The 23787-nt window shown below is 72.3% G+C and carries 18 protein-coding genes; 9 read left to right on the forward strand and 9 right to left on the reverse strand.

All coding sequences use genetic code 11. The features are described 5' to 3' along the window. Nucleotides 1–5 precede the first annotated feature (5 nt). From OHS17_RS12680 to OHS17_RS12690, 3 genes are all read right to left on the reverse strand, one after another. On the reverse strand, nucleotides 6–188 hold the full coding sequence (locus OHS17_RS12680) for a Trm112 family protein (RefSeq protein ID WP_018103989.1): 183 nt from the start codon (nucleotides 186–188) through the stop codon (nucleotides 6–8). Between the two features lie 248 nt (nucleotides 189–436). Next, nucleotides 437–1801 carry a phosphomannomutase/phosphoglucomutase gene (locus tag OHS17_RS12685; RefSeq protein ID WP_330312246.1) on the reverse strand — a complete coding sequence of 455 codons (1365 nt, stop codon included), beginning with the start codon at nucleotides 1799–1801 and terminating at the stop codon, nucleotides 437–439. A 60-nt stretch (nucleotides 1802–1861) separates the two neighbouring features. Then, nucleotides 1862–2239, reverse strand: a complete 378-nt coding sequence (locus OHS17_RS12690; RefSeq protein WP_018103991.1) for a DUF3499 domain-containing protein — start codon at nucleotides 2237–2239, stop codon at nucleotides 1862–1864. Nucleotides 2240–2560: 321 nt separating this feature from the next. Between OHS17_RS12690 and OHS17_RS12695 the strand changes: the two genes are divergently transcribed. After that, the gene (locus OHS17_RS12695; RefSeq protein WP_026171636.1) at nucleotides 2561–2989 is read left to right on the forward strand and encodes a metallopeptidase family protein; all 429 of its coding nucleotides are present in this window, start codon (nucleotides 2561–2563) and stop codon (nucleotides 2987–2989) included. Nucleotides 2990–3026: 37 nt separating this feature from the next. Here OHS17_RS12695 and OHS17_RS12700 read toward each other — a convergent pair whose 3' ends face one another. The 3 genes from OHS17_RS12700 to OHS17_RS12710 form a co-directional block, all read right to left on the reverse strand. Next, entirely contained in the window at nucleotides 3027–4580 is a 1554-nt protein-coding gene (locus OHS17_RS12700) for a DUF5719 family protein (protein ID WP_330312247.1), read from the reverse strand. Continuing rightward, complete coding sequence (locus OHS17_RS12705) at nucleotides 4577–8416, reverse strand: glycosyltransferase (RefSeq protein WP_330312248.1); 3840 nt, start codon at nucleotides 8414–8416, stop codon at nucleotides 4577–4579. Before OHS17_RS12705 ends, OHS17_RS12700 begins: the two co-directional genes overlap by 4 nt. Nucleotides 8417–8735: 319 nt before the next feature. Beyond that, the gene (locus OHS17_RS12710; RefSeq protein WP_018103995.1) at nucleotides 8736–8999 is read right to left on the reverse strand and encodes a WhiB family transcriptional regulator; all 264 of its coding nucleotides are present in this window, start codon (nucleotides 8997–8999) and stop codon (nucleotides 8736–8738) included. 711 nt (nucleotides 9000–9710) lie between these two features. On the opposite strand from OHS17_RS12710, the gene OHS17_RS12715 reads away from it, so the two are divergent. The 3 genes from OHS17_RS12715 (at nucleotide 9711) to OHS17_RS12725 (ending at nucleotide 12567) form a co-directional block, all read left to right on the forward strand. Continuing rightward, entirely contained in the window at nucleotides 9711–10205 is a 495-nt protein-coding gene (locus OHS17_RS12715; RefSeq protein ID WP_330312249.1) for a cysteine dioxygenase, read from the forward strand. A 98-nt stretch (nucleotides 10206–10303) separates the two neighbouring features. Then, nucleotides 10304–11260 (forward strand): 2-phospho-L-lactate transferase, encoded by a 957-nt coding sequence (gene cofD / locus OHS17_RS12720; RefSeq protein ID WP_330312250.1) that lies wholly within the window; start codon nucleotides 10304–10306, stop codon nucleotides 11258–11260. Further along, nucleotides 11257–12567, forward strand: coding sequence for a coenzyme F420-0:L-glutamate ligase (locus tag OHS17_RS12725; protein WP_330312251.1), 1311 nt, complete (start codon nucleotides 11257–11259; stop codon nucleotides 12565–12567). The genes cofD and OHS17_RS12725 overlap by 4 nt, the downstream gene beginning before the upstream one ends. Before the next feature lie 129 nt (nucleotides 12568–12696). Here OHS17_RS12725 and OHS17_RS12730 read toward each other — a convergent pair whose 3' ends face one another. Next, entirely contained in the window at nucleotides 12697–13680 is a 984-nt protein-coding gene (locus OHS17_RS12730) for a DNA-3-methyladenine glycosylase family protein (RefSeq protein ID WP_330312252.1), read from the reverse strand. A gap of 91 nt (nucleotides 13681–13771) precedes the next feature. Beyond that, nucleotides 13772–14863, reverse strand: a complete 1092-nt coding sequence (locus OHS17_RS12735; protein ID WP_330312253.1) for an NDP-sugar synthase — start codon at nucleotides 14861–14863, stop codon at nucleotides 13772–13774. A gap of 172 nt (nucleotides 14864–15035) precedes the next feature. On the opposite strand from OHS17_RS12735, the gene OHS17_RS12740 reads away from it, so the two are divergent. The 4 genes from OHS17_RS12740 (at nucleotide 15036) to OHS17_RS12755 (ending at nucleotide 21037) form a co-directional block, all read left to right on the forward strand. Further along, the gene (locus OHS17_RS12740; protein WP_330312254.1) at nucleotides 15036–15785 is read left to right on the forward strand and encodes a TIGR03089 family protein; all 750 of its coding nucleotides are present in this window, start codon (nucleotides 15036–15038) and stop codon (nucleotides 15783–15785) included. Between the two features lie 204 nt (nucleotides 15786–15989). Next, nucleotides 15990–17351: an LCP family protein gene (locus tag OHS17_RS12745; RefSeq protein ID WP_383167370.1), complete on the forward strand. Its 1362-nt coding sequence runs from the start codon at nucleotides 15990–15992 to the stop codon at nucleotides 17349–17351. Nucleotides 17352–17607: 256 nt separating this feature from the next. Continuing rightward, nucleotides 17608–19317, forward strand: coding sequence for an LCP family protein (locus OHS17_RS12750; protein WP_330312256.1), 1710 nt, complete (start codon nucleotides 17608–17610; stop codon nucleotides 19315–19317). A 256-nt stretch (nucleotides 19318–19573) separates the two neighbouring features. After that, complete coding sequence (locus OHS17_RS12755; RefSeq protein ID WP_330315240.1) at nucleotides 19574–21037, forward strand: LCP family protein; 1464 nt, start codon at nucleotides 19574–19576, stop codon at nucleotides 21035–21037. 63 nt (nucleotides 21038–21100) lie between these two features. On the opposite strand, the gene OHS17_RS12760 is transcribed toward OHS17_RS12755, so the two are convergent. Beyond that, nucleotides 21101–22132, reverse strand: a complete 1032-nt coding sequence (locus OHS17_RS12760; protein ID WP_330312257.1) for a glycosyltransferase family 2 protein — start codon at nucleotides 22130–22132, stop codon at nucleotides 21101–21103. Nucleotides 22133–22310: 178 nt separating this feature from the next. Between OHS17_RS12760 and OHS17_RS12765 the strand changes: the two genes are divergently transcribed. Continuing rightward, nucleotides 22311–23777 (forward strand): LCP family protein, encoded by a 1467-nt coding sequence (locus OHS17_RS12765; RefSeq protein ID WP_443066134.1) that lies wholly within the window; start codon nucleotides 22311–22313, stop codon nucleotides 23775–23777. The last annotated feature ends 10 nt before the right edge of the window (nucleotides 23778–23787 follow it).

Consider the following 23787-nt stretch of genomic DNA (forward strand, 5'->3'; position numbering starts at 1 on the left):
GCCGGTTACGCCGGGCGGCGGGCCTCGTCCACGAGGAGTACGGGGATGCCGTCCCGGACGGGGTAGGCGAGGCCGCAGTCGGTGCCGGTGCAGATGAGTTCCGGGGTGTCGGCTGCCGTCTGGTCGTCCAGGGGGGCGTGGCAGGCGGGGCAGGCCAGGATCTCCAGGAGGCCGGCTTCGAGCGGCATGGGGTTTCCCTTCGGGCGGTCTGTTGTTGGGGGCCCTTTGGGGGGGCGGGCTCAGCCTACCGCTGGGGCGGGGTGGGGTGCGTGTCGTGGGGGCGGGGTGGTCTGTGGTGCGGTGTGGGTGCGGGGTGGGTGGGGTGCGCCTGCGGCGGGCCTTGTCCCCTACCCGCCCCTTCCCGAAACCGGGGCGCTGCCCCGGGCCCCGCGCCTCAAACGCCGGCGGGGCTGGATCTTGCGCCGGCGGGCGGGCTCTATGCGCGGATCAGGGCCAGTACCTCGTCCCTCACCCTGGCCATCGTCTCCTCGTCGTCCGCCTCCACGTTCAGGCGCAGCAGGGGTTCCGTGTTGGACGGGCGGAGGTTGAACCACCAGGTGGGGGTGGTCACCGTGAGGCCGTCCAGGGTGTCCGTGGTGGCGTTCTCCTGGTGGGCGAAGGCGGTTGCCACCTTCGCCGTGCGGGCCTGCTGGTCGTCCACCGTGGAGTTGATCTCGCCCGACCCGGCGTAGCGGTCGTACTGGGCGACCAGGGACGAGAGGGGGGCCTCCTGGCCGCCGAGGGCAGCGAGTACGTGGAGGGCGGCGAGCATGCCCGTATCGGCGTTCCAGAAGTCGCGGAAGTAGTAATGGGCCGAGTGCTCGCCGCCGAAGATCGCGCCGTGGGCGGCCATCTCGGCCTTGATGAAGGAGTGGCCGACCCTGGTGCGGACGGGGGTGCCGCCGTGTTCGCGTACGACCTCGGGGACGGAGTGGGAGGTGATCAGGTTGTGGATGATCGTGCCCCGGCCGCCGTTGCGGGCCAGTTCGCGGGCCGCGACCAGGGCGGTGATCGCCGACGGCGAGACGCCTTCGCCCCGTTCGTCCACCACGAAGCAGCGGTCCGCGTCGCCGTCGAAGGCGAGGCCCAGGTCGGCGCCCTCGGCCAGTACGCGGGCCTGGAGGTCCGTGATGTTCTTCGGGTCCAGCGGGTTGGCCTCGTGGTTCGGGAAGGTGCCGTCCAGCTCGAAGTACATGGGGACCAGGTCCACGGGCAGCCCGGCGAAGACCGTGGGGACGGTGTGGCCGCCCATGCCGTTGCCCGCGTCCACGACGACCTTGAGGGGGCGGATCGCCGTCAGGTCCACCAGGGAGAGCAGATGGGCGGCGTAGTCGGTGAGGGTGTCGCGCCCGGTGACCGTCCCCGGGGTCGCGACCGGCTCGGGGGTGCCCTTCTCGGACCACTCCTCCACCAGCGTCCGGATCTCGGCCAGGCCGGTGTCCTGGCCGACCGGCGCCGCGCCCGCCCGGCACATCTTGATGCCGTTGTACTGCGCGGGGTTGTGCGAGGCGGTGAACATCGCGCCGGGCAGGTCCAGCGCCCCGGACGCGTAGTACAGCTGGTCCGTCGAGCAGAGGCCGATCAGCGTGACGTCGGCACCGCGCGCCGCCGCGCCGCCGGCGAACGCCCCGGACAGGGCCGGGGAGGTGGGGCGCATGTCGTGGCCGATCACGATCGCGTCCGCGCCGGTCACCTCGACGAAGGCCGCCCCGAAGAGTGCGGCCAGCTCCTCGTCCCACTGGTCGGGCACGACTCCGCGCACGTCGTACGCCTTCACGAGCTGCGACAGGTCTGCGGTCACGGGCCGGTCCTCCAGGGGGTTGCTTCGGACCGCCCAACGTACCGGGCGGCCGGCGGTCCCTCAGGAGTCGGGTGAGCGCAGGACGCGGAGGTGACCCCTGCGGGCTACCTCCATCGGGTCGGCGGTCCGGCGGCCGCCGCCCTGGGTGCCGTCGCCGCGCTCCTGCGGGCGAGCGGCTTCCCGTACGGCGTTGGCCAGCGCTTCCAGGTCGTCGCCGCTGGGGCGGCTGGGCGCGGACGGGTCGGAGAGCCGGACGACCTCCCAGCCCCGTGGCGCGGTCAGCCGCTCACTGTGCTCGGCACAGAGGTCGTAGCAGTGGGGCTCGGCGTAGGTGGCGAGCGGGCCGAGGACCGCAGTCGAGTCGGCATAGACGTACGTCAGTGTCGCGACGGCAGGGCGGCCGCACGCGGTGCGCGAACAGCGACGTACAGGGCTCACGATGTTGGACGGTACCGCACTCTTGAGCGGGCTGCGACGACTCTCCCCCGGCTCACCCCTCCGTGTCGCCCTGTGACGTCCGGCACACGCGCCCCCCGGGCAACTCCCCTGACCTGCGCGGGAGGAGAGGGCGAGGGCCCTGACGGCAACGATTCCGGTCACCGCTGGGCCGCGAACCTTTCACAAGGCGTCGGCCCGGCGGTCGCGAGCGGGGCCGGAAACGGGCTCCGGTGTGGCCGGATCGCTCAAGAGCGGACAGGGCGGCGTGGGCGCGCTCGCCCTCCGGCCGGGCGGGCCGCCGGGGGTTAGGCTGCGTCGGTGATGGACAGTTCCGTACCGCCCAGCCCGTCCGAGCCGCGTCCGCGGCGCCGGGACCGACACGGCCGAGGCATGCGCGGGCCCGTCGCCCCGCCGCAGGTGCCGCTGTCGACGAGCCGCGCGGACAACTTCCGCGATCTCGTCCAGGACTCGGTGGAGCGGCTGGAGCGGCGCTGGCCGCAGCTGGCGGAGGTCGACTTCGTCGTCCTGGAGGTGCCGGAGACGGCGGAGGAGACGGTTCCGCTGGGTGCCGCGGTCTCCGCCGAGAAGGGCCGGCCCGCCCGCATCACCGTCTACCGGCGCCCCGTCGAGCTGCGCACCAAGAGCCGTGACGAGCGCGCCCTGCTCGTCCACGAGATCGTGGTCGAGCAGGTCGCGGAGCTCCTGGGGCTGGCGCCCGAGTCGGTCGATCCCCGTTACGGGCAGGAGTAGCGGCCCTCCCGGCCGCCGCCCTTCCCGCCCCTCCCGCTCAGTCGTCCAGCACCGACAGGTCCTGACGGGCCGCCGGGACCTCCACCGTGCCCCGGTCGTCCGGCATCGTCTGCACGGTGAACATCTGGATGCCGTTCACCGTCTCGGTGAGCGTGCGCGCGGCGTGCACCGGGCCGCCCGACTGAGTCTCGACCGTCAGGGCGTAGGTGCCCTTGAGGCCCGTCGGCATGGGCGGGGTGACCGCCGTGGTCGTGCCCGCCGCGATCTTGTACGTCTTGCTGACCGGCGTACCGCCGCCGCTGCCGGCCGACGCCGTGACCTTGACGGTCGCAGCGGCGCCGGGGGCGGTGAGGGAGAGGACCGAGCCCTTGGACCGGTTGTCGGCGACGGTGGCGCGCGCGCCCACCGGGGCGGTCGCCGGGATGTAGGCGACCTCCTGCTTGTCGCCCTTGCCCCGGACCACGCGCAGGGCGGCGACGACCGGGGTGGCCCGGCCCTTCTCGGAGGGCACCAGCATCAGCGAGCCCGCCTCGCCGCGGGTGATGTCCTTGAGGTCCATCCCGGCGGTCATGTGCGACTTGACGTGCAGTTCCTCGTGACCGGCCGGGGTGACTGCGCCGGTCTTGCCGAGCAGCTTGATGCCGAGGTCGGCGTCGTCGTCGCCGGGGGCGAAGGCCACCAGGCGTACCGAGCTCGCGTCCGCCGGGATGCCGGGCAGCACGACCGTGCCGGCCGGTTCGGCGGAGGCGGTGAGCCAGTCGCTGCCGGTCTCGTCGTCCGCCGCCCTGACGGCCGCGCCGACCCGGCCCGTACGGGTGGTGACGTGGACGGTGACGTCGTCGGCGGCCTTGCTCGTGAGCGTCGAGATCAGGACCCGGACGCCGGAGCCCGCCGGGACGGTGATGCCCTCGCCGACGTCGGACTTGAGGGAGCCGTCCGGGCCGTACAGCTCGATGTCGGCGACGGCCGCGGTGTCGTCCGGGTTGGTGAGGTGGACGTAGTCCTCGCGGGACTTGGCGGTGCTCGCCGCGGGGAACCAGAAGTCGGTGTCGGGCACGGTGCAGCTGATGCCGAGCAGGCCGCGGCCGTCGCCCGCCTCGATGGTGGTGGTCTGCTGGGCGGTCCAGCCGGGGGCGAGGCGGCCGGTCGCGGTGCCGATGAGGGCGGGTGAGTCGGCGCCCGACGCCTTGCCGGTGGCGGGCTTGCCGGGCTCCTTGAGGGAGACCACCGGCTTGTCCGCCTTGTCCTTCTCGCTCTTGCTCTTCTTGTCCTTGTCCTTCTTGTCCTTGTCGTCGGACTTGTCGTCGGTGCTCGCCTCGTCGTCCTTCGCGGAGGACAGGAGCTCGGCGGCGCCGGCCGTGGCGGAGCCGCCGCTTCCGCCGGACGGCGTGAAGGCCGTGTACGCCGTCTCCGAGAGGTCGGAGAGGCCGGGCGCCGGGCAGAGCAGGCTGGTGCGTTCGACGGGCAGCCGGGTGGCCGTCCTCGCTTCGGCCGTGCTGCCGCCCGACGGTTCGTTGAGCGCGGCGAACCCGGTGACGGCGGCCAGGGCAACCGCTCCGGCGATGAGGGACAGGGCGCTGGTGGACTTCACTCGGACTCGCCTCGCGATGCGTTACCGGTCGGCCACGGGTTCTGGCCCGGGGCGGGGTTCTCGGGGTTCTGCGGGTCGTACGGCTGCTGCTCGCCGTACTGCCCGGCCTCGGGGCCGTACCCGTTCGGGTCATAGGACTGCGGGTCGTACGCGGGCGGGTCGTAGGGGCCCACGTACTGGCCGTCCTGGTACTGGCCCTGCTGGTACTGCGGATAGCCGTACGGGTCGTAGCCGCCGGTGTCCGGCTGCTGCTGCTGCCCCTCGGCGTACTGCGGGTCCTGGTACGGGGCGCCGTCCTGGTACTGGCCGTCCTGGTACTGAGCGCCGTCCTGGTACTGCGGATAGGCCGGGTCCTGGTACTGGCCCTGCCCGTCGTCCCAGTCGCCGTACTGCTGCTGCGGTACGAAGACGTTGTCGTCGTCGTCCTCGGCGGCCGGGGCCTGGGCCGGGGCCGCCGGGCCGGTTTCGGGGCCTTGCTGGGCGGGAACGTACGCGGGCTGCTCGCCGGTCTCGTCCAGCTCCGGGGCGCCCTCCGCCTCCTGCTGCTCGGGGCCGCCCTCGGCGGCCTCGCTCTCGGCCAGGGCGGCGGCGCGCAGCCTGCGGGCGCGGCGGCCCTCTCCGGCGACCGGTTCGGCGGCGACCGCCTCGGCCTCCTCCGGCAGGTCGTCGTCGATCTCGCGGCGGCGGCCGGGCAGGGCCATGACCACGAGGACCACGGCGAGCGCGATCTGCGCCCAGACCCACACGGTGTGGGTGAAGGGCTCCTCGTACGTGAGGTCCAGGGTGCCGCCCTCGGTGGGCAGTTCGAAGCCCTGGGCCCAGCCGTCGACGGTCTTGGCGGTCAGCGCGCGGCCGTCGAGCGTGGCCTGCCAGCCGGGGTCGGCCGCGTCGGCGATCCGCAGCACCCGGCCGGAGCCGCCCGCGGGGATCTTGGTGTGCGCCTCGACCGGCTGGGAGCCGACGGGAAGCTGCTCGTCCCCGGCGGCGGACGGGACGATCATGATCCGGGCGACCTGCCGGTCCACCCGCCACAGGGCGCTGCCGTCGAGCTGGCTGAGCCGGCTCAGGCCCGGGGTCGCGTCGAGCACCCGGCTCATCTGCTTGGGCGCCCCGTCGCGCACGAGGACGTAACGGATGGCGAAGCCGCTGAGCTGGCTGCCCTGGTCGGCGCCGGACCCGGCGACCAGGTTGGCGACGACCTTGTCGAGGTGGCTGTTGCCGCCCTGCGCCTCGGCCAGCTCCGCGTCGCCGAGCCGGGCGCCCGAACCGCGGACGAGGGTGTAGTCGACGGAGGCGGACGAGGTGCCGCCCAGGACCAGGGTGCGCGGCTGGTCGCGGGTGCCGCTCTCCTCCGCGACGAACGCGGGCACCTGGACCGGGTCGCGGCGTTCCAGCGGGCCCGCCGCGCCGCCGAGCATCCACCCGGCGGCGGCCAGCACGGGGGCCACGCCCGCCGCGAGGGCGATCAGGGCGGCGACCGGCTGGCGCCAGCCGAAGCTGAGTTCGGCGACGCGGATGCGGGCGCCGTCCGCGCCGACGAGCGCGGCGGCGATGAGGGCGGCGCCGTAGACCAGCGTCGCGGGCCCGGCCCAGCCGGAGCCGTTGGCGAGCCCGGCGAACGCGAGGGAGACCAGGGCGGCCGCCCAGGCGGTCCGGACGGCGAACTGGCGCTCCCCGCGCAGCAGGGCGGCCAGCGCGGCAAGGACGATGCCGAGCAGCAGGACGCCGCCCGCGGCCTTGGGCCCGCCGGGGCTGATGCCGAGGAGGTCCAGGGCCGAGGCGGAGCCCGTACCGGTCTCCAGTCCGGCTTCCTTCAGGAACGCGGACGGGCTGCTCAGCAGGGAGAGCGACCAGGGCGCGAGGACCAGGACCGGGGTGCCGACGGCGGCGAGGAAGCGGAGCGCGTACGCCGTGATGTCGCCGCGCCGCAGCACCAGGACGCCGAGGCCGAGGACCACGGCGAGCGGCCACACGATCGGCGTGAACGCCATGGCGAGGGTGAGGAGCAGGGTGTACGCCCAGGTGGCGCGCCAGCTGCCGCGGGCGTCGCCGGAGGCGCGCATGCCGTGCGCGGAGACGGCCGTGCGCGCGATCAGCGGCAGCAGGACGGCCAGGACGGCGGTGCCGAGGCGGCCGGTCGCCAGGGCCCCGGTCGCCGCGGGCAGGAAGGCGTACGCGACGCTCGCCCAGGCCCGCAGGAGCCGCGAGGGCAGCAGCGGGCGGGTGACGAAGTACGCGGTGAGTCCGGCGAGCGGGACCGAGCAGACGAGCAGCAGGGTGAGCGCGAAGCCGGTGGAGCCGAGGAACAGCGCGGACAGGGCGGAGATGACGGCGAGGTAGGGCGGCGCGGTCTGGGTGCCGCCGGTGCCGACGGCGTGCCAGCCGTCCGCGTACCGCGCCCACAGGTCGGAGACGTCGCCGGGGGCGGGCAGCAGGGCGCCGCCGGCCAGCGCGCCGCCGCCGATGAGGTCGCGGCAGGCGACGAGGGAGACCAGGAGGAGCAGGGCGAAGAGGACCGGGCCGGGCTTGCGGCCGACCTTCTTCAGCCGGGCGAACTGGTCGATCTCCAGGTAGTCGGCGTCGTCGCCGCCCGGTCCGGACTCGACGGCGCCGTGCCGGGAGCCGTCGGTGTCGGAGCCGCCGCCGAAGTTTCCGGCGACCTGGTCGACGGTGGCGCGGATGGTGGCGCCGGGTGCGGGGAAGAGGCCGCCCAGCTCGGCGGCGTCGACGGCGCCCTTCCCCCGGGCGCGGCGGGCGGCGAGGATGCGGCCGGGGCGCAGCAGGGTGCTCAGAAGGCCGGTGACCTCGTCCAGGGCCTGGCCCGGGACCTTGCCGACGAGGTAGGCGAGGGTGCGCAGCAGGGTGCCGAGGACGAGCCGGAGCATCACCCAGGGCAGCTTCTTGCCGCGGGCGTTGACGAGCATCGTGTAGACGGCGCCCGCCTTGTCGACGCGGTGCGGGCTGGCGACGCTGCGGCCGGCGCAGTCAATGGGGCGGCGTTCCCGCGCGGACGCCTCGGCGTGCCGCAGGACGGCGTCGGGGGCGACGAGGACCCGGTGGCCGGCCATGTGGGCGCGCCAGCACAGGTCGACGTCGTCGCGCATGAGCGGGAGCCTGCGGTCGAAGCCGCCGAGCTCCTCCCAGACGTCGCGGCGGATGAGCATGCCCGCGGTGGAGACGGAGAGGACGGTGCGGACCTGGTCGTGCTGGCCCTGGTCCTGCTCGCGGCGGTCGAGGCCGGTCCAGCGGCGGCCGCTGTTGGCGATGGAGACGCCGACTTCGAGGAGCTGGCGGCGGTCGTACCAGCCGCGCAGTTTGGGGCCGACGATCGCGGCGTGCTGGTCGTTGTCCACGACGCGCAGCATCTCGGCGAGGGCGTCGGGCGCGGGCGCGCAGTCGTCGTGGAGCAGCCAGAGCCACTGCACCGGCTCGCCGTGCGGCAGCTCGGGCATCTCGTACGCCTCGTCGCGCCAGGTCCGGGTGACCGGGTCCCAGCCGCTGGGCCGCTTCAGGTAGGGCAGGTCGTCCGGGGTGAGGACGCCGGCCGTGCGGCTCGCCTCGTCCACGGCGGTGCCGAAGCTCGTGCGCCGCGCCAGGTGCAGGACGCGGTCGGCGCCGAGGGCCTCGGTGACCAGGCGCGCGGAGTCGTCGGCGCTGCCGGTGTCGGCGGCGACGACGTTCTGTACGGGGCGTTCCTGGCCGAGCAGCCCGGCGAGCGCGTCGGGCAGCCAGCGTGCGCCGTCGTGGGAGACGAGCACGGCGGTGACGACATGCCGGGGGAACTCGGGGGCGGCGGCGGCCGCGTACGGCGCCGTTGATTGGCTGTGCACGGACATCGAGGTACGGGCCCTCCGGCCGGGTCCGGGGGACGTCCCCCCGGGGGCTGCATCGGTGTACACGCGCGCTCTGTCTGGTCGTTGGCGCGTCTCGGACGGGGCCCCACACTAACGGTAGGGGTAACCGGAGTGGCGCGGAGCGGTTGAACGAGGGCGCGAGGGGGTAGCGGCCGACGCGGATTTCCGGGTGCCGGGGCATGAGTGCGGCGCTGCGCGGGTACGGCGACGGCCCGCCGACTGCGGGTGCAGGAGGCGGGCCGTGATGTCGTGCGTGGTGGGCCGGACCGGGTCTGCCGGACCGGTCGGGCCGCGGGCTTCTTCAGACCGCTGCCTTCTTCAGGCGGCGGCGCTCGCGCTCGGAGAGGCCGCCCCAGATGCCGAAGCGCTCGTCCTTCGAGAGGGCGTACTCCAGGCACTCGGACCGGACTTCACAGGCGAGACAGACCTTCTTCGCCTCGCGGGTCGATCCACCCTTCTCGGGGAAGAAGGACTCGGGGTCGGTCTGGGCGCACAGTGCGCGCTCCTGCCAGCCGAGCTCTTCGTCCGCGTCCTCGACCAGCAGTTGCTGGAACAGCTCGGTCATGTGCGCCCCTCGTCTGTCTCTTGCGTCCCGTGATGCGGCCGTTACCGAATCGGCCGAACGACACGGGTGAAATTACAAGCGTGTAGCTCTGGCTGGTCAAGCCCGGATCTGCTATTGGCCCCGGTATTCACTCTGCGGCACCAACCGTATGCGGTAAGTGTTCAAATCACCAAAAACCTGACATATGCCATGGGCGCTACCGCACCCTCGCCCGCCATGGAGACAAACCGCTGCGGACGCGGACACGTTTCGATTCGATCACTGAAGCGACCAAGATCACATTCGGGTCACGGTGCCGCGCTCACGTTTGGCAGCGCGGTTGTTGCGCCACCTGTCCCCGCCAGAGGCCGCTAAAACCTTTCTCCGGGCGGAGTAACCGGATGAGGTGAAACATTGCCACCAAACCGGGCATTGGGTTGACACCGGGTGGCTCTCCGGTTCTCCTTGATGTCATGCCAGTGACCTCAGCGATGCACGCGACCCGCGCCCGTGGGTTCCGCAGCGCTGTCCAGGCTCGCTGTTGCTGTTCCAGCTGTCTCAGCTGTTGATGCCGCCGACGCCGTCGTAGCCCTTCCGCTCCGGCCCGGCACCGCTCGTCCCGCCCCTCCCCCCGCCCGGCCCCACCGGCTTTCCGGCCGCCGGCGCTCCCGGACCTCGCGACGAGCCCCGCACCGCACGCCGCACTCGCACCCCGCCGAGGAACCACGCTCCATGAACAGCAGCGACAGCGACCTCCAGATCGCCGGCGACCTCCTGGAGGTCCAGCACCTTCTCCGCCCCGCCCCCGAACACCCCGCCACCGTCGCGGAGTTCGTCGGCCTCGCCCGTACCATCGCCGCCGACCGCGACCGGTGGGCACCGCTCGTCCGGTACGACGCCACCACCCGCTGGTACCACCGCCTGCGCACCGGACCCGGTTACGAGGTCTGGCTGCTGAGCTGGGTGCCCGGGCAGGGCAGCGGGCTGCACGACCACGGGCCGTCCTCCGGCGTCCTGACCGTGCTCGACGGCGAGCTGACCGAACGTACGGACCGGGGGAAGCGGACGCTGGGCGCGGGCGCGCAGCGCGTCTTCGCGCCCGGCTACGTCCACGAGGTCGTCAACGACTCCCTGGAACCGGCCGTCAGCCTCCACGTCTACTACCCGGGCCTCACCGACATGCCGATGCACGCCGCGCAGTGTGCCCCGGCGGCTGCCACGGCCTGAAAGACCCCCGTCCCGTAGCCGCAGAGCTCCTGACAGTCCCACCCGTCGCCCGCCACCACCCCGACAAGGATCAGGCTTCGCCTGACAGACTGTTTCGCATGCGCATTGTGGTTCTGGCCGGCGGTATCGGTGGTGCTCGTTTCCTGCGGGGTCTCAAGGAGGCCGCGCCCGACGCGGACATCACGGTCATCGGCAACACCGGTGACGACATCCATCTGTTCGGGCTCAAGGTCTGCCCCGACCTCGACACCGTGATGTACACCCTCGGCGGTGGCATCAACGAGGAACAGGGCTGGGGGCGTACCGACGAGACGTTCCGGGTCAAGGAGGAGCTCGCCGCGTACGGCGTGGGCCCCGAGTGGTTCGGGCTCGGCGACCGCGACTTCGCGACGCACATCGTCCGTACGCAGATGCTGGGCGCGGGCTATCCGCTCAGCGCCGTCACCGAGGCGCTCTGCGCCCGCTGGAAGCCCGGCGTCCGGCTGCTGCCCATGTCCGACGACCGCGTCGAGACGCACGTGGCGATCGAGGAGGACGGCGAGAGCCGGGCCGTGCACTTCCAGGAGTACTGGGTGAAGCTGCGGGCCGCCGTGCCGGCGCGGGCGATCGTGCCCGTGGGCGCGGAGCAGGCGAAGCCGGCGCCCGGGGTCCTGGAGGCCATCGCCGGGGCCGACGTCATCCTCTTCCCGCCGTCCAACCCGGTCGTCTCCGTCGGCACGATCCTCGCCGTGCCCGGCATCCGCGAGGCCATCGCCGAGGCCGGGGTGCCGGTCGTCGGCCTCTCCCCCATCGTCGGTGACGCGCCGGTGCGCGGGATGGCCGACAAGGTCCTCGCGGCGGTGGGCGTCGAGTCGACCGCCGCCGCCGTCGCCGAGCACTACGGGTCCGGGCTGCTCGACGGCTGGCTCGTGGACACCGTGGACGCGGGCGCCGTCGAGCGGGTGGAGTCGGCGGGCATCCGCTGCCGGTCCGTACCGCTGATGATGACCGATGTGGCCGCCACCGCCGAGATGGCACGGCAGGCGCTGGCCCTCGCCGGGGAGGTCCGCGCGTGAGCGCCGCCGACGCGCCCTCCTACCGGGTGTGGGCCCTGCCCGGGATGCCCGAGGTACGGACCGGGGACGACCTCGCGAAGCTGATCGCGGCCTGCGAACCGGGGCTCGTGGACGGTGACGTCCTGCTCGTCACCTCGAAGATCGTCTCCAAGGCGGAGGGCCGGATCACCGAGGCCACCGACCGGGAAGCGGCCATAGACGCCGAGACGGTACGGGTGGTGGCGCGGCGCGGTCCGCTGCGGATCGTGGAGAACCGGCAGGGCCTGGTCATGGCCGCCGCCGGTGTCGACGCGTCGAACACCCCCGCCGGGACGGTCCTGCTGCTCCCCGAGGACCCCGACGCCTCGGCCCGGGCGATCAGGGAAGGGCTGCGGGCGGAGCTCGGCGTCGAGGTCGGCGTCCTCGTCACGGACACCTTCGGGCGGCCCTGGCGCAACGGGCTGACCGATGTCGCCATCGGTGCGGCGGGGGTGCGGGTGCTGGACGACCTGCGGGGCGGGCGGGACGCGCACGGCAATCCGCTGAACGCGACCGTGATCGCCACCGCCGACGAGCTGGCCGCCGCGGGTGACCTGGTCAAGGGCAAGACGGACGGGCTGCCCGTCGCCGTCGTGCGCGGGCTCGGCCACGTCGTGGACGCGGCGGACGAGCAGGGTGCCCGGGCAATGGTCCGGGTCGCGGCCGACGACATGTTCCGGCTGGGGACCTCGGAGGCGGTCCGGGAGGCGGTGACGCAGCGGCGTACGGTGCGCGAGTTCACGGACGAGCCGGTGGATCCGGGGGCGGTACGGCGTGCGGTCGCCGCCGCCGTGACCGCGCCGGCGCCGCACCACACGACGCCGTGGCGGTTCGTCCTGCTGGAGTCCCCGGAGTCGCGGACCCGGTTGCTCGACGCGATGCGGGACGCGTGGATCGCGGATCTGCGGCGCGACGGCAAGAGCGAGGAGTCGGTCGCCAAGCGGGTGCGGCGGGGCGATGTGCTGCGGCGGGCGCCGTATCTGGTGGTGCCGTGCATGGTGATGGACGGTTCGCACGCGTACGGGGACGAGCGGCGGGACGGCGCGGAGCGCGAGATGTTCGTGGTCGCGGCGGGGGCGGGGATCCAGAACTTCCTGGTGGCGCTGGCCGGGGAGCGGTTGGGGTCCGCGTGGGTGTCCTCGACGATGTTCTGCCGGGATGTGGTGCGGGACGTTTTGGGACTGCCCGAGTCCTGGGATCCGTTGGGGGCGGTGGCCGTGGGGCACGCGGTTTCGGCCCCCGGGCCGCGGGTGGTGCGGGCCGCGGAGGACTTCGTCGTGGTGCGGTGAGCTTGGCGCGGCCGCGGGGGGTTTCGGGGCTCTGCCCCGGACCCCGGTCCTCAATCGCCGGACGGGCTTGATTTTGCCCGGCCGCTCACGCCTCTGCGGGCTGGGTTTTGGCCCGGCCGCGCGAAAGCGCTACAGCCGCGCGATGTCCCTCGGCTGGAAGCGCGGCGCTCTCCTCGGTGGTGTCGCGCCCGAGAGCAGGATCAGGCGGGTTGCTCGGTGGCGTTGGCCCTCGTACGGGGTCAGGAGGGCGAGCATTTCCTCGTCGTCCGCGTTCCGGTTGCCGGCCAGGGCGTGGCCGACGATGCCGGGGAGGTGAAAGTCGCCGACCGTCACCGCGTCCGGGGCGCCGTTGGAGCGTTGCAGGGTTTCCGCCGCCGTCCAGGGGCCGATGCCCGGGATGGCCTGGAGGCGGGTCAGCGCGTCGGGGAGGTCCATCGCGGCCGCCTCCTCCATGCGGCGGGCCACCCGGACCGTGCGCAGGATCGTCGCCGAGCGCTTGCTGTCGACGCCCGCGCGGTGCCAGTCCCAGGACGGGATCAGCGACCAGGTGCGGGCGTCCGGCATGACGTAGAGGCCGTACTCCTGCGGGCCGGGCGCGGGCTCCCCGTACTGGCGGACCAGGAGGCGCCAGGCGCGGTACGCCTCGTCCGTCGTGACCTTCTGCTCCAGAATCGACGGGATCAGCGACTCCAGGACCAGACCCGTGCGCAGCAGCCGCAGGCCGGGGCGGCGGTGCTGGGTCTGGGCGAGGAGGCGGTGGCGCGGGGTGAAGGCCGCCGGGTCGTCGCCCTCGCCGAGCAGCGTGGGCAGCTGGTCCAGCAGCCATTCCGCGCCGGGCCCCCAGGCGGACGCCTCGATCCGGCCGTCGCGGGCGACGACGTGGAGCGTGCCGGGGCCCTCGGGGGTGCGGCTGGACCGGCGGACGGAGCCGTCGGCGACCATCCGGAACGTGGGGTCGGCGGGGCCCCGGCGCAGGGGGCCGAGGACGAGCCTCAGGTCGAGCGGGCCCGGCGGGGTCCAGACACGGGTCTGCGGCGCCGGTACGGGCACGGCCGCCGCCTGGTGCGGGACGGGCGCGCGCCGGGCGTTGCGGGGAGCGAATCGTCCTGCCACGGAAGAGGTCCTCGGTCGTCGGGGCTGCCTGTCGAGGGTACGGCGATTTCCGGCCACCCGGTCCGCGTACGGGCCGGAGCCGCCGGGTCGCTCACTCGTCCGAGGAGAACCGCACCGACGCGTCCGGGAGGTGTGCCCCGCACCAGACGCGGACGCCCTCGCGGAGCTCGTTGTCGGCGCCCACCTCCGCGCCGTCGCCGACGACCGCGCCGGCCAGCACCGTACGGCTGCCGATCCGGGCGCGCTCGCCGACCAGGGAGTCCGTGATCACCGCGCCGGGTTCCACGACCGCGCCCGCGAGGACGGTGGAGCCGTCGATCCGGGCGCCCGCGCCGATCACCGCGCCGTCGCCGATGACCGTACCGCCGGAGAGCTTGGCGTCGGGGGCGACCGAGGCGGTCGGCAGGACGAGGCGGTCGCCGCAGCGGCCCGGCACCGCCGGGGAGGGCGCGCGGCCGAGCACCAGGTCGGCGGAGCCCCTTATGAACGCCTGCGGGGTGCCGAGATCCAGCCAGTACGTGGAGTCGACCATGCCCTGGAGGTGGGCGCCGTCGGCGAGGAGGCCGGGGAAGGTCTCGCGCTCGACGGAGACGGGGCGGCCGGCCGGGATGGTGTCGATGACCGAGCGGCGGAAGATGTACGCGCCCGCGTTGATCTGGTCGGTGACGATCTCCTCGGGCGTCTGCGGCTTCTCCAGGAAGGCGGTGACGCGGCCGGTGTCGTCGGTCGGCACGAGGCCGAAGGCGCGCGGGTCCTCGACCCGGGTCAGGTGGAGGGAGACATCGGCGCCGGAGTCGGCGTGCGAGGTGACCAGCGCCCGGATGTCGAGCCCGGTGAGGATGTCGCCGTTGAAGATGAGGACCGGTTCCTCCGGACCCGACGCGAGGCGGTGGGCGACGTTCCGGATGGCGCCGCCGGTGCCGAGCGGTTCGCGCTCGGTGACGTACTCGATGTGCAGGCCGAGCGAGGAGCCGTCGCCGAAGTACGGCTCGAAGACCTCGGCGAGATACGAGGTGGCGAGGACGATGTGCTCGACCCCGGCGGCCCGGGCACGCGCCAGCTGGTGCGTGAGGAAGGGGACGCCCGCCGCCGGAACCATGGGCTTGGGCGTGTGCACCGTGAGCGGGCGCAGCCGGGTTCCCTTGCCGCCGACCAGGAGGATCGCTTCTTTTGCCTCTGTCACAGCACTGTCTTCGCTTCCTGCTGGGGCCGGGCGTCGTTACGGCTGGCCAGTGTATGCAGACGGGTGTGGCGCGCCTTCGGACGGCGGTCCCGGTTCCTTGTAGAGACGCGCTCCCGGGCATTCGGTTGCGCGTCCGAAGGGGCGGTGTACGCGGCCGCGTACGCTTCCGCCCATGAACGCCAGCGACCGCACCCCTGCCGACCTGCTGCGTTCCGCGCTCGCCGCGGATCCGGCCCGCCCTCTGGTCACCTTCTACGACGACGCCACCGGGGAGCGCGTCGAGCTGTCGGTGGCCACCTTCGCCAACTGGGTGGCCAAGACCGCCAACCTGCTCCAGGGCGATCTGGCGGCCGAGCCCGGCGACCGGCTCGCGCTGCTGCTCCCCGCGCACTGGCAGTCCGCGGTCTGGCTGCTGGCCTGTGCCTCGGTCGGCGTGGTCGCCGAGGTGCAGGGCGACCCGGCCGCCGCCGACCTGGTCGTCTCCGGCCCGGACACACTGGACGCGGCGCGGGCCTGCCGGGGCGAGCGGATCGCCCTGGCACTGCGCCCGTTGGGCGGGCGGTTCCCGCAGGCGCCCGAGGGCTTCGCGGACTACGCGGTGGAGGTGCCGGGGCAGGGCGACCGGTTCGCGCCGTTCGCCCCGGTGGACCCGGACGCGCCGGCGCTGACGGTGGGCGGGGTCTCGTTCACGGCGGCGGAGCTGGTGGCGCGGGGGCGCGAGGACGGTGCGGCGCTGGGCCTGGGCGCCGGTTCACGGCTGCTGACGGGGCGTACGTACGACACCTGGGACGGGCTCGCCGCCGGGCTCTACGCGCCGCTGGCGACCGGGGGCTCCGTGGTCCTGTGCCGCCACCTCGACCGGCTCGGCGCGGAGGCGCTGGCGCAGCGGGTGGAGAGCGAGCGCGTCACGCTGACGGTGTGACAGTGCCCGGGACCGGTATGACAAGCGGCATGAGCGGGGCACCCGTCCGGCCCATCGTGGGCCGAGTCCCCCGTGTCGGCGCTCAACTCCGGTACATGATCTGCCGTACAGACCAGCCGAGGCACAACCAAGCGTGAGGTTCAGCCGTCTACTTCTGCGACCGGCGGCCCAGCGCGCCGCCGAACGTGAAGGATGGACGCAGACGTGACCGAAAGCTCCGGCACTCCGGGCGACCCCGACGACTCGGCCGCGGGCGAGGACCGGACACCGGAGGACGCACCGCCGCCCGGCGAAGAGGGCGGATCCGGCGAAAAGGGCACGCCCGAAGCGGCGGCCGCCCCTGGCGGTGAGACCCGCAGCGGGTCCGGCAGCGGTCCCGGGCCCGCCCCGGAGGAACCGGCGGAGGGCGGGGACGGGGGCGCGGGCCTCGACATCACCGTCAAGCGCAAGCGCCACTGGCTGCGCTGGACCGCGCTCGGCCTCTCGTTCCTCGTGCTCGTCGCGGCGGGCGTCGGCTGGTGGCTGTACAAGAAGCTGGACGGCAACATCCGGACGGACACCTCGGCGGCGGCCGAGCTGAAGGCGTACGAGAAGGAGCGGCCGGTCTCCGTCGTGCACGACGCGGAGAACATCCTGCTGATCGGCTCGGACAGCCGGGCCGGCGACAACCGCAAGTACGGCCGCGACGACGGCGGCAGCCAGCGCTCGGACACGACGATCCTGCTGCACCTGGCGGCGAACCGGAAGAGCGCGACCGCGATGTCCATCCCGCGCGACCTGATGGTGAACATCCCGGCCTGCCACAAGGCCGACAAGACCACCACCCGGGCGCAGTTCGCGCAGTTCAACTGGGCCTTCGAGATGGGCGGGACCGCCTGCACCATCCGGACCGTGGAGAAGATGACGGACATCCGCATCGACCACCACATGGTCATCGACTTCAACGGCTTCAAGGACATGGTCGACGCGGTGCACGGGGTGGAGATCTGCCTCAAGGAGCCGGTCGACGACAAGGACGCCCACCTCAAGCTCGGCGCGGGCCGCCACAAGCTCAACGGGGAGCAGGCGCTCGGCTACGTACGGGCCAGGAAGTCGCTCGGCAACGGGAGCGACACCGACCGCATGGACCGCCAGCAGCAGTTCCTGGGGGCGCTCGTGAACAAGGTGCAGAGCAACGGCGTCCTGCTCAACCCGACGCGGCTCTACCCGGTGCTCGACGCGGCCACCAAGGCGCTGACCACGGACCCGGGCCTGGACAGCCTGAAGGATCTCTACGACCTGGTGCGGGGCATGCGTGACGTCCCCACCGAGAAGGTGCAGTTCCTGACGGTGCCGCGGCAGCCGTACCACCTGGACCGGAACCGGGACGAACTGGTGCAGCCGGACGCGGACAAGCTCTTCAAGCAGCTCCGCGACGACAAGCCGGTCGCCGTGGTGCCCGCCGACAAGCTCAAGAGCGACGACAAGAGCGACGACAAGAATCCGGACTCGGCCGACGCCTCGGGGCCGTCACCCACACCCACGTATTCGGGGAACAATGCCGCGACCGACCTGTGCAAGCAGTAAAGCAATGGCCAAACAGAGACCAACATTCCGCGCGCAATGGGAAGAATGCCCGGTTGTAAGGGCCGTGGAATGTGTCACGCGCGTCGCTGGACGCCGAATGAGACGGATAGTGTGACGCGATCCGGTGCTACCGGCCGTCCGGCCGCGCACTTCTGGAGAGAAAGACTGAGCGCCTTTTCGGGGGAGGCGCCTCGCGTGGCACCGACGGAGGACTCGAGCAACCGTGGATGCGCAAAGCCGTGGGCGGGCTGAAGACATGGATCCCGCAGACCAGTGGGTTCTCAACCCGGACACCGGCGATTACGAACTGCGACTGAACCACTCCGGAGGGAATTCCACCCGGCCCTCGGTCCCCCAGGCCCGGCGCGGGCCGTCCGGCACCCCTCGCCGCGCGCCCGCCGACGAATCCCCGCGACGCACCACCGAGGTGCCGCGCCAGGGCGGGCGGCGGTCGGCGAACGGCCCGCGCGGCCAGGAGCGGCCGGCCCCCGGCGACGCCGGTCCGGGCCGCCGTAAGCGCAAGGCCCCCAAGTCGCGCAAGAAGAAGGCGCTGCTGTGGACGGGCGGCGTGATGGCCTTCGTGCTGGTGGGCGTCTCGGCCGGTGGCTACTGGCTTTACCAGCGCCTCAACGGCAACATCAACACCGTGGACATCGGCGACGCCGGCAACAAGGACGTCGTCACCGCCAACGCCCCGATCAACATATTGATCATCGGTACGGACAAACGCACCGGTAAGGGCAACGAGGGCTACGGCGACAAGGGCAGCGTCGGCCACGCGGACACGAACATCCTGTTCCACGTCTCCGAGGACCGCACCAACGCCACCGCGATGAGCATCCCGCGCGACCTCATCACCGACATCCCGGAGTGCAACTCCAAGCAGGAGGACGGCTCGGTGAAGGACATCCCGGGCATCGAGCACGTCCGCTTCAACCGGAGCCTCGGCGAGGCGGGCCGCGACCCCGGCTGCACGATGAAGACGGTCACGGAGCTGACCGGGGTGAAGATCGACCACTTCATGATGGTCGACTTCAACGCGGTGAAGACCCTGTCCACGGCGGTCGGCGGCGTCAACATCTGCCTCGAACACGCCATCGACGACCCGAAGTCCCACCTCAAGCTGCCCGCGGGACCCAACAAGGTCCAGGGCGAGGACGCGCTCGCGTTCGTACGGACGCGACACGCCTACTCCAACGAGAGCGACCTCGACCGGATCAAGGGCCAGCAGCAGTTCATGGGCTCGATGATCAAGCAGGCCAAGTCGGACGACACGCTGACCAGCCCGACCAAGCTGTTCAAGGTGGCGGACGCGGCGACCAAGGCGCTGACCGTCGACAAGGCCATCGGCGACGTGAAGAAACTCAGCACGCTCGCCAAGGAGATCACCAAGACGGACACGAAGAACATCACGTTCGTCACCATGCCGGTGATCGACAACCCCGACGAGCCCACGCCCGTCACGGTCGTCCCGCACCCCACCCAGGCCGAGCAGTTGTTCTCGATGCTCCGCGACGACACCTCGCTCACCGAGGTGGCCGCGCAGAAGAAGAAGGCCAAGAGCAAGCAGGACGCGCTCCTCAAGGGAACCAAGGCGGCCGCGGCCGACGTCCGGGTCGATGTGTACAACGGTGGAGACGTCGCCGGCGGTGCTCAGCAGACGGTCACCTGGCTGCAGAACACCAAGGGCGTCCCGAAGTCCACCAACAAGGCCAACGCGCCCGAGAAGATCGCCAAGACGACGCTGGAGTACGCCCCGAACCAGGCGGACCAGGCACGTGCCCTCGCGGAGATGATGGGCCTGCCCGGCTCCGCGATGAAGCCGGGCACCACCGACGCCGAGGGACTTCAGGCGATGGTGCTGACGCTGGGCAAGGACTTCCAGGCGGCCGGTACGCCCATCACGGCGCCGAAGAAGATCGACATCGAGAAGTCCAGCGCCGCATCCGCGGGGTGCTCCAAGTGACACCACGTCACCGCACCATACGAGTCTGAGCAGCAGGGGGGTCCTGGTGGGACGGAGCAGCACGCCCGGGGAGGGGACGCGGTCGCGGACGCACTCCCGCCGGCAGGGCGGGGACGAGGGCGTCGGCGAGCGCGACGGTGACGCCGGGACGGGCGACGCCGCGGGTGGCCGCGCGAGCCACCGGCGCGGCAAGTCACGTAAACGGGCTGCGAAGAAGTCCCGGAAACGCCGGGTGTTCAAGTGGATAGCGATATCCATGGCGGTGCTCGTCCTGGGCACCGCCTCCGCCGGATACCTCTACTACCGGCACCTCAACAACAACATCCGCAGCAGCGCCCGCAGCGGCGGCGAGAGCGGTGTGAAGAAGACCGCGCCGAACGCCAAGGGCGAGAGCCCGCTCAACATCCTGCTGATCGGCTCGGACAGCCGGAACAGCGCGGAGAACGTGAAGCTCGGCGGCAGCAAGGACACGGTCGGGGACAAGCCCCGGGCCGACGTCCAGATGCTGCTGCACATCTCGGCGGACCGGAAGAACTCCTCGCTGGTCAGCATTCCGCGCGACACGATCCTCCCCATCCCCGAGTGCACGGACTCCGAGACCGGTCAGAAGTACCCCGCGACGGAGAACAGTCCGATCAACGAGTCCCTCCAGCGCGGTGGTCCCGGCTGCACGCTGACCACCTGGGAGAAGCTGACCGGCGTCTACATCGACCACTGGATCATGCTCGACTTCGCGGGCGTGGTGGCCATGGCGGACGCGATCGGCGGGGTCGACGTGTGCGTGAAGACGGGGGTGTGGGACAAGCCCACCCGCCTCGTTCCCGGCGGCTCCGGCCTCAAGCTCCCGGCGGGCACGAACACGGTGCAGGGCAAGCAGGCGCTTCAGTGGCTGCGTACCCGGCACGCCTTCGGCAATGACCAGAACCGCGCCAAGGCGCAGCACATGTACATGAACTCCATGCTGCGCACGCTGAAGAAGCAGAACCTCTGGTCGGACGCGGGACGGCTGATGGACCTCGCGGAGACGGCCACCAAGGCCCTCCAGGTCTCCGACGAGATCCGTTCGGTCAAGAAGCTCTACGACCTGTCGATGCAGCTCAAGAGCGTGCCGATCGACCGCATCACCATGGCGACGATGCCGACGGCCGAGTGGTCGCAGGACCGGAACAAGCTCGTTCCCGTCGAGAAGTCCGCGGACGCCCTGTGGCGTCTGGTCCGTGAGGACGTCGCCTTTGACAAGAACGGCAAGGAGAAGAAGAAGTCCTCGACCCCCTCCGGGCCCCCGGCGGCCGCTCCGGCGACCCTCGGCATCTCGGTGGTGAACGGCACGGGCGTCGGCCAGGCGCCCAAGGACGGGCGGGCCACCGAGATCGCCGACCTCCTGCACGGCAAGGGCTTCGCCGAGGCCGAGACCTCGCAGGACGCCGAGCCGCTCAAGGACACGGTGGTGCGGTACGCGAAGGAGGACGGGGACCAGGGCAAGTCGGACGCGCTGTCCGTGGCCAAGGCGCTGGGCCTCCCGACGACCTCGGTCAAGGCCGACCCGAAGGCCGGCGGGCTGACCGTCGTCGTCGGTGCGGACTGGCGCGACGGCACCGTGTACAAGGCCCCGAAGGTCGAGGCGGGTGACCTTCCGGACGGCGCGGACGACATCAACGCCGCCGACAAGAGCCAGTGCATGGACATCTACTCCGTCTACCGGTGGGACGGAAAGAGCTGACAGGCGGTACGCGAGAGGGGGCGCCCGGTCCGGCCGGGCGCCCCCTCTCGTCGTCTGCCCGGGTCAGGCCACGGGCGCGCCCGGCTCGGCGATGGCCGGGCGGCGGCTCGCGATGACCTTCTTCGCCAGCGCGCGCGGGCTCGTCAGGAAGCCGTAGCCCCAGGACATGTGCATGGTCGCCAGCGCGACCGGGATCTGCGCGCGGGCCTTCAGCGACAGGCCCTTGCCCGCCGGGAGGGAGCCCGCGACGATCGCCGCGACGTACCCGCCGGGGACGATCAGCGCCCACGGGGTGACCGCCGCGCCCACCACGAGGCCGGCCGCGATGGCGACGACGGCGGTCGGGGGCGCCAGGTAGCGCAGGTTGATGGAGCCGGCGTGGTAGCGGGCGACGACGTGGCGCCAGCGGCCGTAGTCCTTGTACTGCTTGGCGAGCGCCCGGACGGAGGGGCGGGGGCGGTACTGGACGCGCAGCTCGGGCGAGAACCAGATCAGGCCGCCGGACTCGCGGATGCGGAAGTTCAGCTCCCAGTCCTGGGCGCGGATGAACTCGACGTTGTACCCGTCGGCCTTCTCCAGCGCCTCCCGGCGGAAGACGCCCAGGTAGACGGTCTCGGCGGGGCCCGCCTGGCCGCCGGTGTGGAAGGCCGCGTTGCCGACGCCGATCTTCGAGGTCATGGCCGCCGCGACGGCGTCCTCCCAGGCGTTCTCGCCCTCGGCGTGCATGATCCCGCCGACGTTCTGCGCGCCCGTCTCCTCCAGGAGCCGGACGGCGGTCGCGATGTAGTTCGGCGAGAGCATGCCGTGGCCGTCGACGCGGACGACTATCGGGTGGCTCGACGCCTTGATCGCGGCGTTGAGGGCGGCGGGGGTGCGGCCCGTGGGGTTCGGCACGGTGTGGACGCGGGGGTCCTCCGCGACCAGCTCGGCGGCGATCGCGTCCGTACGGTCCGTGGACGGACCGAGGGCGATCACGACCTCCATCTCGCCCGCGTACTCCTGCTCCAGGATGTGGCGTACGGAGTTACGGAGATGGCGCTCCTCGTTGAGCACCGGCATGATCACGGAGACGGCGGGAGGCTGCGCGGCAGACATGTGGTCCTCGGGTGGTCCTCGGGGGCGCCGGGGGCTCGTACCCCACCAGGCGGTATTCGGCCGCCACGTTACCGCGAATGGGGGACAGCGGCGCGCGCCGCCGGGTGGCCTCCCGGGATGAGGATCGTATGGGCCTACCGTGCGAACGGTCCCCCTCGCACCGCGGAGGTGTCTCCCCGTGCCCACGCCGCACCGCTCCCCCCGTCCCGCCCGGCCCCGCCCCGCGCCCGCGCGGCGCCGGCGGCGGAGAAAGCAGGACGAGCGGCCGCGCTGGGGCATGCGGGTCGCGACCGGGCTCTCGGTCCTGGTGCTCGGAGCGGGCGGGATCGGGCACGCGGTCGTGACGAACCTGGAGAGCGGGATCGACCGCGTCGACCCGTTCAAGGACATGAAGAACCGGCCCGCGGGAGGGCGGGGCATGAATCTGCTGCTGGTCGGCACCGACGGCCGCGACAAGATCACCAAGGACGAGAAGCGGAAGTACCGGCTGGGCGGTGAGCCGTGCCACTGCACGGACACGATCATGCTGGTGCACCTGTCGGCCGACGAGGAGCGCGCCAGCGTCGTGAGCCTGCCGCGCGACAGTTACGCGGAGATCCCGGCCCATCGGGACCGTACGACCGGCGAGGAGCACGCGGCGCACCCGGTGAAGCTGAACGCGGCGTACGCGGAGGGCGGTCCCGGCCTCACCGTGAGCACCGTGGAGCACATGACCGGCGTCAAGATCGACCACTACCTGGAGGTCGACTTCACCAGCTTCATGACCACGGTCGACACCCTCGGCGGTGTGAAGATCTGCACGGCCCGCCCGCTGAAGGACTCCTACACCGGCCTGGACCTCGCGCCGGGCACCCATACGCTCGACGGCGGCCAGGCGCTCCAGTACGTACGGTCCCGGCACATCGACGGGGCCGCCGATCTGGGCCGGATGCAGCGCCAGCAGAGGTTCATGGCCGCGCTGATCAAGCAGGCGACGAGCAGCGGGGTGCTGCTGAACCCGGTGAAGTTCCGCGAGGTCGCCTCGACCATGCTGAAGTCCGTACGGGCCGACCGGGGCTTCGACACGGAGCAGATGCTCTCCCTCGGCCAGGCGATGCGGGGCTTCTCCCCCGCGTCGTCCGAGTTCGCCTCGGTGCCGATGGGCGATGTGGCGTACCAGGTGAAGGGCATCGGTTCCACGGTGAAGTGGGACCCGGTGAAGTCGAAGCAGCTGTTCACCGCGCTGCGCGAGGACAAACCACTGACCACCGCCCGGCCCGCCGCGAAGGCCCCCGCGAAGAAGGTGGACGTCCCGCCGAAGCAGATCCGCGTCCAGGTCTACAACGGCACCGCGAAGGACGGCCTGGGCTCCAAGGTCGACGACGCGCTGCACGCCACCGGCTTCGACACGACCCGGGCCCCGCTCACCGCACCGCAGCACGAGCTGAAGCACACCCTGGTCACGTTCGACCCGCGCTGGGACCGGTCCGCGAAGACCCTGGCGGCGGCGCTGCCGGGGGCGGAGCTGCGGGCGGTGCCGGGGCAGGGGGCGACGATGCGGGTGACGGCGGGCGAGGACTACACCAAGGTCGAGCGGGTCCACGCGGAGGAGCCGGATCCGGGCAGGTTCGGGGCGGTGAAGGGGGACGAGGTGGTGTGCCCGTGAGGCGTGCGGG

The organism is Streptomyces sp. NBC_00523 (assembly GCF_036346615.1).
Taxonomy (GTDB): domain Bacteria; phylum Actinomycetota; class Actinomycetes; order Streptomycetales; family Streptomycetaceae; genus Streptomyces.

Bases quoted from the DNA above. Each gene is read 5' to 3' on its own strand.
- OHS17_RS12680 (WP_018103989.1), bottom strand. From the start codon at position 188: ATGCCGCTCGAAGCCGGCCTCCTGGAGATCCTGGCCTGCCCCGCCTGC.
- OHS17_RS12695 (WP_026171636.1), top strand. From the start codon at position 2,561: ATGGACAGTTCCGTACCGCCCAGCCCGTCCGAGCCGCGTCCGCGGCGC.
- OHS17_RS12705 (WP_330312248.1), bottom strand. From the start codon at position 8,416: ATGTCCGTGCACAGCCAATCAACGGCGCCGTACGCGGCCGCCGCCGCC.
- OHS17_RS12710 (WP_018103995.1), bottom strand. From the start codon at position 8,999: ATGACCGAGCTGTTCCAGCAACTGCTGGTCGAGGACGCGGACGAAGAG.
- OHS17_RS12715 (WP_330312249.1), top strand. From the start codon at position 9,711: ATGAACAGCAGCGACAGCGACCTCCAGATCGCCGGCGACCTCCTGGAG.
- cofD (WP_330312250.1), top strand. From the start codon at position 10,304: ATGCGCATTGTGGTTCTGGCCGGCGGTATCGGTGGTGCTCGTTTCCTG.
- OHS17_RS12740 (WP_330312254.1), top strand. From the start codon at position 15,036: ATGAACGCCAGCGACCGCACCCCTGCCGACCTGCTGCGTTCCGCGCTC.
- OHS17_RS12750 (WP_330312256.1), top strand. From the start codon at position 17,608: ATGGATCCCGCAGACCAGTGGGTTCTCAACCCGGACACCGGCGATTAC.
- OHS17_RS12755 (WP_330315240.1), top strand. From the start codon at position 19,574: ATGGCGGTGCTCGTCCTGGGCACCGCCTCCGCCGGATACCTCTACTAC.
- OHS17_RS12760 (WP_330312257.1), bottom strand. From the start codon at position 22,132: ATGTCTGCCGCGCAGCCTCCCGCCGTCTCCGTGATCATGCCGGTGCTC.